Source organism: Hathewaya proteolytica DSM 3090 (assembly GCF_900142225.1).
In the GTDB taxonomy this organism is placed as follows: domain Bacteria; phylum Bacillota; class Clostridia; order Clostridiales; family Clostridiaceae; genus Hathewaya; species Hathewaya proteolytica.
In genome coordinates this window covers 1-6,074 of record NZ_FRAD01000040.1, presented here as the reverse complement: position 1 = coordinate 6,074, position 6,074 = coordinate 1, and the positions used below count along the sequence as shown (strand labels likewise).

The following is a 6,074-nucleotide window of genomic DNA, read 5'->3' as shown; positions in this document are numbered from 1 at the left end:
CCACGTGTTACTCACCCGTCCGCCGCTAATCCATCCCCGAAGGGATTTCATCGCTCGACTTGCATGTGTTAAGCACGCCGCCAGCGTTCGTCCTGAGCCAGGATCAAACTCTCAATTTAAGATGATGCTAGAAACTTGTTTCGTGCAGCATCTTACTCATCAGCTGCGCTGAGGAGTTCCTTGCTACCCTAACTTGTATCTGCTCTTTTATTGAGATATTATCTCTTGCTCGAAGCATTACTTGCTAAGCATTTTACTTACTTGTTATTCAAAAGAATACGAGTTTGTTTATTTCTTTTATTCTGTTTAATTTTCAAAGACCATTTATCTTCGTCGCCCTCAAGCGACTTCTTTATTGTATCAAACCTTAGCAATCTTGTCAATAATTTTTTTAATGTTTTTTTACATATTTCTAATTCATTCATTACAAGTCCTTAATGTACATTAAACAATCATACAAAACAAGTCAGATAAAAAAGAAGGGCCAGCTATTAATTTACACTGTGCCCATTTTGCTTTTTCTATACAATTATATATTAGCTTCATAATTAGTCTAGAATTTTATAATACATTATGTGGTCTTTCCATTCACCATTTATGTAGATGTACTTCTTATTGACTCCAAGAAGTTCAAATCCACAGGATTTCAACACACTTTGAGAACGGTTATTATCTGGAAGGGTTCCCGCTTCTATTCTATGAAGCTCAAGAACATTTTTTGCATACTCAGCAACAATAGAAAGAGCCTCTTTCATATAACCTTTCCCTTCATGATCTTTATCTATAGAATAGCCTACAGTACACGTGCGTATAACCCCCATAAATATATTTAATATCCTTATCCGCCCAACAATCTTGCCATTTAGCAGTATACCGAAATTTACCTCTTTACCATTTAGATAAGCATTATAACTATCTATAAGATACCTTTTTTGTGTCTCTAAAGTATAATAATCTTCTTGTCTGCTAGGTTCGAATTTTTGTAAATGATCTCTATTCTCTATGCAGTACTTAAGCACCTCTTCAACATCTTCAGGCATTAGTACCTTTAATGCTATGCGATTTCCATTTATATTGAACCTATTTTTTAAACCAGTTTTATTGTATTCATGAGCCTTTACACCAAATATAAACTCAGATTTATACTCATTAGTCGCTAGCATTATATTATCCCACAGGATGCCCTCTAACTGAAACCCCATATCAATCAAAGGTGAGCTTTCCATATCCTCACCCACTATAAAGCTGACTTTATTTACACCTCTTTTAAATATAAAATCCTTAAGTAGCGTATCTATTATTCCCTCCACAATTTCCGCATTGTCCCAAAGCCTATACATCTTTAGTCTGCACAGAATGCTCGATTTTGTAATGGTCAAAAGATATGCCTTCCCAATATTTATTCCATTAACATCACTTAAGTTTATTTCGCCATTGCCACTCTCCTTCATACAAATAAATTTGTCATTTGGCATAACAACCACCTCTCTAAACATAGTTTTCATTATTTTTAATTTCAAAGTATTTTCTTTAAGTTCACAATTCTATGGAAAAATATTTTATGTTTACTTAATTTTCTCTGGACTAAGAAACATTTTTTATATTGCGTCGTTTAGATCTAAGATATAACTGTGCAGCAAGAGATACACACAAACTAGTAGGAATAATATAAAATCCCTTTATGGGACCTAGAATTTGGTTCAAATATCCCATCACCACATTTAAAATCATGTTTACACCGGAAGCAAGTGAAATAATGATGCCCGTTACATAAGCTGATTCGCTACCAAATAGCTTGCCAGCGCATAGTACAAGGGTAGGGTATATAATGGAAAAGAAAAATCCAGCCAAAGATATCATAATTATTCCACCGCTGCCCAGAACTACGCCAAAAGTAAATAAAATAATTGCACACACTGTAAATAAAAGCACCGTTCTAAATTCACCTACTTTTTGTACAATAAAACCTCCAAGGAGGCGCCCCATTGTAAGTACAGCTGTAAATAGAGAAAGATACTTAGTAGCCTGTAGAACAGTCATGGAAAATGATTTCTCACAGTAATTTACTAGCCAATTTATAGTAGCCGTCTCAGCAAACACATAAAAACCCAATGACATAGCTAACCCATACATAAGTCCATTGCTAAAAATCGCCCTATCGCTATTATTATCTTTTTTTATAACATTTTTATCATTTTCAACTATCCTAATGCTGGGAACCTTAATTAAGCCAATAACAGAAACCATGATTACATAGAAAATACACACCCCAAGATATATATTCTGCCACTTTACAGAATTATTTAACAAGTACCCCGTGGTGCTAGTTCCCAAAGTTGCTCCAAATCCATAGAAGAAATGGGTAAGATTCATTAATACAGCTTGAAATCCAACACCTACAATTGGAATCAGTGTATTTATTGCTATAGTGGACAATGATATACCCCCATTTATAAGGAAAATGTCTAAAAATATCATAAATCTACTGCTATGACTAAAATAGAAGGAAATACATGAAACTATAGTTAGTATTATCCCCATAAACATAACTCTTTTTTGTCCATATTTTTTTGATAAAAGACCGCCTAAATACGTAAATAAAATATATCCCATAGAACCAGTAAATAACCAAATACCCATTATACCATCTGTTATACCAAAGTCCCTTTTAAAATACGGCAAGAAAATACCCTTAAGGTTTTCTGCCACCGCATTAATTATCATAAGCAAAAACATAAAAATAATGATCCCTATGTTGGCCTTGATAAATTTTTTATTTTTTATATTCAATTTGTGTTCACTCCTATCATTTTATTCATAAGTATGGACAAAATTATTTAATACTGGCTACCCATATAAATAGGTGACTCTGTTTCTCTACAATATTTTACAACAAGGCACTCCGCCAGATATCTAGGGCACTTAATGCACATACAACTTGAGTCATTACCTTTACACCTTGAATTTATCCTTTCAGGACATTTAATACAATTTCTGCTCAATATTTCATTCAATTACCTCATCTCCTTCCAATGAAAAATAATACTGAAATTTAATGAATACTTATGGAACAGAATACGTAACTTAATTATCACATAATATTTTAAAGTTGTATATATTTTTTTCTTTGAGAATTAATTCATTGATGTTATAATTATTAATACATAATGAGTTGTAGTTTACTACATCCCATATTAATACATTTAGAAAGGTGGTGACCATGTAAAATTATTACGGATATAATTTTACTACTGTATTTATGGAACATAATATTATAAAAAAGAAGATATATAAGACCTACTATATTTTCATAACTTATTTTCTTATATTGATTGGATTATCATTTATAATAGACAGTCCTTCCAATATATTCAAAGGATTAATAGAAATCTTTTTTGACTCAAATATCCTTATAACTGATTATGTTGCACTGGGTGGCATAGGTGCTGCTCTATTCAATGCCAGCATGTTATCTATAATATTTCTTGGTATCTTTATATACGTTGGAGTAAAACCAAACGGATCCACGATATCCTCCATACTTTTAATGTTTGGATTTGGATTATTTGGCAAAAATCTCATCAATGTTTGGCCAATAGTTTTTGGCGTGTGGTTATACTCAAAATACGAGAAAAAACCTTTTTTGAATTATATACTAGTAGCCACATTTGGCACAGCTCTAGCACCTACATTCAATGAGCTCATGTTTACAGATATTTTCCCATTTTACATGGCAATCCCCATTTCTCTTACCATAACAACAATTTTAGGGTTTATCTTGAGCCCCATAACAACTTATTGCCTAAGGCTACATCAAGGATATAATTTATACAATACAGGGTTTTCTGCCGGATTAATAGGAACCGCACTAATGGCTCTTTTAAGATCCTTTGGAATAAATTTTGAAAAAAGATTGCTTTGGACATCTCAATACAACACACTTTTTTCAATCATATTATACAGTATGTTTATATCCTTTATAGTAATTGGATTTGTGCAAGATAAACAAGCTTTTAAAAAAATATTTAAACTAGTAAAACTTCCCGGTAGACTTGTATCGGATTTCTATATTATCTTTGGAAGTGGCACAACCTTTCTTAATATGGGACTTTTGGGCATATTTTATACAACCTTAGTCTTATTAGTTGGAGGCGATCTCACTGGCCCAACACTGGGTGGTATATTTACAATTGTGGGCTTCGGAGCATTCGGAAAACATCTAAAAAATACAATTCCCGTAGCTATTGGCGCCCTATTGTGTGCATTTCTTAACGTATGGGATATGACCTCTCCAAGCATGTTATTGGCAATACTTTTTAGTACTACCCTCGCTCCTATAAGTGGGCATTTTGGGTGGCCATTCGGTATATTGGCAGGATTTAGTCATGTTTGCATGGTTATGAATTTAAGCGAGTTACACGGTGGATTAAACCTTTATAACAATGGCTTTGCTGGAGGAATAGTTGCCATAATCCTTTTACCTCTTTTATCTTCATTTAAAGAAAAAGTTGTAAGTTCCGTAGATTCATGATATATTAATTAATTATAAAAAGATTAATTAAAGGAGATAGCCCTTTGCGGCAATTAGAAATATGAATAACAACAATAAAAAAATAGTAAAAATAGTAAGTGAACTGACTGGTTTTTGTCATCATTATGGCTCCAACGATGTAACAACCCATAGTCAAACAACCAGTAATTCAATAGAGATATCGCTAACTGCCAAAAACCTTACACAGCTTGACGATGCTTTAATAAAAAAAATAAGGGACAGACTATCATCTCCAAGATGTAACGAAATAGAAGAATATTATTGGGGCCTTAGTGGAGAAGATGACACTGATCCCGAGCTAATTTTAGTAGGTATGATGATTGACTCATACACGTTAAATTACGATAAAGAAAACGATATCCTATCAATACACTTAACTAGACACATTTAAGCATCAAATAAAATCCAGAAAACTTTATATTTCTGGATTTTTTTATATTGAAATTGGAACTGGACTGCCTATTTCTATGTAGCTCTCTCCAACAGAACAATCGTATGCGAAAACCTCTACACCTACGTCATAAGCTTCTTTTATCGCCGATGCAAACGCCGGGTCCATCTTTTCATTGGGTGAAAAGAATTTCATTTTATCCATTTGAAGCAAAAAAATAACTCCTGCACCCATGCCTTGTTTTTTCACTTCTATCAATTCAAGGACATGCTTACGTCCTCTTTCAGTAGGCGCGTCAGGGAAGCTTGCCACACCATCCTCCTCTAAAGTCACACCTTTAACCTCTAAATAATAAACAAAATTATTTTCGTCAGTTAGCCTGAAATCAAACCTACTATTGCCATAAGTTTTTTCTCGCTCTATTTTATTAAATCGCTCTAAGCCTTTTATTTTTTTATTCTTAAGTGCTTCTTCCACTACTTTATTTGGTATCTGCGAATCTATATTTATTAATTTTTTTCCCTTGTATGCAGCAATAAGATCATACTTTGTTTTTCTATTTTCATTCGTGCCTCGCCTCAAGATTACTTGGCATCCTTCAATAAGAATTTCTTTACATCTTCCCGTGTTAGGAACATGAGTCATTATTTCCTCTCCATTTAAACATACATAACCTTGAAAGCGGTTGGGCCGTTTTATAAATCTTGCCTTTATTATCTCTTCATTAAAAACCATTTTTCACCTCATTATATAAATGTTTATATAAAAAAATCCTTAGAAATTAATCTAAGGATTTTCATCTAACCTGGCAACGTCTTACTCTCCCGCAGGGCCTCCCCTGAAGTACCATCAGCGCTATAAAGCTTAACCGTCCTGTTCGGAATGGGAAGGGGTGTTACCTTTACGCTATAGTTACCAGATGCATGTAGTTCTTTGAGGCTTTGCCTCTTAGAAATACAGTACTCATGAGCCTAAGCTCAGGAGTTTCATTAGAGAATTTATTCTCTCAAAATTGTATAATGAATAAGTAATTTGGTCAAGTCCTCGACCTATTAGTATGAGTCAGCTAAATATGTTACCACACTTACACCTCTCACCTATCAACCTTGTAGTCTTCAAGGGGTCTTATAG

6 protein-coding genes and 3 rRNA genes are annotated in these 6,074 nt (G+C 33.6%); 2 read left to right on the top strand and 7 right to left on the bottom strand.

Annotated features, from left to right (window positions below; translation table 11 throughout):
• The 4 genes from BUA73_RS13595 to BUA73_RS13585 form a co-directional block, all read right to left on the bottom strand.
• Positions 1–119: ribosomal RNA gene (locus BUA73_RS13595) — 16S ribosomal RNA — on the bottom strand; the annotation flags it as partial.
• Between the two features lie 138 nt (positions 120–257).
• Positions 258–425, bottom strand: a complete 168-nt coding sequence (locus tag BUA73_RS14200; RefSeq protein WP_178139283.1) for a hypothetical protein — start codon at positions 423–425, stop codon at positions 258–260.
• Between the two features lie 123 nt (positions 426–548).
• On the bottom strand, positions 549–1,475 hold the full coding sequence (locus tag BUA73_RS13590) for a GNAT family N-acetyltransferase (protein WP_072904635.1): 927 nt from the start codon (positions 1,473–1,475) through the stop codon (positions 549–551).
• Between the two features lie 109 nt (positions 1,476–1,584).
• Positions 1,585–2,790, bottom strand: coding sequence for an MFS transporter (locus BUA73_RS13585; RefSeq protein ID WP_084672279.1), 1,206 nt, complete (start codon positions 2,788–2,790; stop codon positions 1,585–1,587).
• Between the two features lie 469 nt (positions 2,791–3,259).
• On the opposite strand from BUA73_RS13585, the gene BUA73_RS13580 reads away from it, so the two are divergent.
• The gene (locus BUA73_RS13580) at positions 3,260–4,531 is read left to right on the top strand and encodes a DUF1576 domain-containing protein (RefSeq protein WP_072904634.1); all 1,272 of its coding nucleotides are present in this window, start codon (positions 3,260–3,262) and stop codon (positions 4,529–4,531) included.
• 61 nt (positions 4,532–4,592) lie between these two features.
• Complete coding sequence (locus BUA73_RS13575) at positions 4,593–4,943, top strand: hypothetical protein (RefSeq protein WP_072904633.1); 351 nt, start codon at positions 4,593–4,595, stop codon at positions 4,941–4,943.
• A gap of 42 nt (positions 4,944–4,985) precedes the next feature.
• Here BUA73_RS13575 and sfsA read toward each other — a convergent pair whose 3' ends face one another.
• The 3 genes from sfsA to BUA73_RS13560 form a co-directional block, all read right to left on the bottom strand.
• Entirely contained in the window at positions 4,986–5,678 is a 693-nt protein-coding gene (gene sfsA / locus BUA73_RS13570; protein WP_072904632.1) for a DNA/RNA nuclease SfsA, read from the bottom strand.
• Between the two features lie 68 nt (positions 5,679–5,746).
• A 5S ribosomal RNA gene (gene rrf / locus BUA73_RS13565) occupies positions 5,747–5,863 on the bottom strand.
• A gap of 112 nt (positions 5,864–5,975) precedes the next feature.
• A 23S ribosomal RNA gene (locus tag BUA73_RS13560) occupies positions 5,976–6,074 on the bottom strand; the annotation flags it as partial.

Excerpts from the sequence above, each read along its gene's own strand:
- BUA73_RS13590 (WP_072904635.1), bottom strand. The coding sequence starts at position 1,475 with ATGCCAAATGACAAATTTATTTGTATGAAGGAGAGTGGCAATGGCGAA.
- BUA73_RS14200 (WP_178139283.1), bottom strand. The coding sequence starts at position 425 with ATGAATGAATTAGAAATATGTAAAAAAACATTAAAAAAATTATTGACA.
- sfsA (WP_072904632.1), bottom strand. The coding sequence starts at position 5,678 with ATGGTTTTTAATGAAGAGATAATAAAGGCAAGATTTATAAAACGGCCC.
- BUA73_RS13580 (WP_072904634.1), top strand. The coding sequence starts at position 3,260 with ATGGAACATAATATTATAAAAAAGAAGATATATAAGACCTACTATATT.
- BUA73_RS13575 (WP_072904633.1), top strand. The coding sequence starts at position 4,593 with ATGAATAACAACAATAAAAAAATAGTAAAAATAGTAAGTGAACTGACT.